The sequence below is a fragment of the Bradyrhizobium sp. 164 genome, from assembly GCF_023073715.1.
GTDB lineage: Bacteria > Pseudomonadota > Alphaproteobacteria > Rhizobiales > Xanthobacteraceae > Bradyrhizobium.
In genome coordinates this window covers 1-815 of record NZ_JADPKA010000080.1, presented here as the reverse complement: position 1 = coordinate 815, position 815 = coordinate 1, and the positions used below count along the sequence as shown (strand labels likewise).

Sequence of the window (815 nt, the reverse complement as noted above, 5' to 3'; positions counted from 1 at the left end):
GTGGTGGTGACGAACATGCCGGGCTTCAGGATCTTCTCCGGATTGGCGATGGTCGCCTGCACGCGGATGTTGCGGGTATCGGTCGCGATCTGCGGCTCGATCGTGGTGATCTTGCCCTCGAAGGTGCGGCCCGGATAGGCATCCACCCTGAGCCGGACAGTCTGGCCGACCTTCAGGCTGCCAGAGTCCTTTTCCGTCACCGTGAAGTTGGCCCACAGCTCGGACAAGTCGGTCAGCGAGACGATCGCCGTGCCGGCCGTCAGATATTGTCCGACCTCGACCTTGCGCATGCCAAGATCGCCGGAGAACGGCGCGCGGACCAGCTTCTGCGAAATCAGCGCCTCGGTCTTGGCGATGCCGGCCTGCGCCTGGTCGTAGGCAGCCTGAGCCTGATCGACGGTCGCCTGCGGGCCGAACTGGCGCGAGGCCAGCTGCTTGGCGCGGTCGAGCGACAGCTGCGCGACGGTCGCCTGCGCCTTGTAATTGGCGAGATCGCCCTGCTCCGGTGCGTCGAACAGCTGCACCAGCGGCGTGCCGGCTTCGACACGCGTACCGGGCTCGAACTTGATCTCGGTGACGCGGCCATTGACATCGGCGCTGACGTCGACCTGATGCACGGCGACAAGGCTGCCGACCGCGGTGAGCAGGTTCGGCACCACCTCCGACTTCGCCTCGGCCGCGCTTACCGCGGTCGGCGGCGGCTTGTTGTTGGCGAAGAACTGCTTGATCATCTGGCCGCGGAAATAATTGAACCAGACGAGGCCACCGACGAGCGCGGCGAGAAGCGCGCCGACGATGATGAACCACAGCACCGG

1 protein-coding gene is annotated in these 815 nt (G+C 65.6%); it reads right to left on the bottom strand.

From position 1 onward, the window contains the following. Positions 1 to 815, bottom strand: an 815-nt coding sequence (locus IVB01_RS24975) for an efflux RND transporter periplasmic adaptor subunit (RefSeq protein ID WP_247494945.1), incomplete at both ends; no start/stop codon positions are given.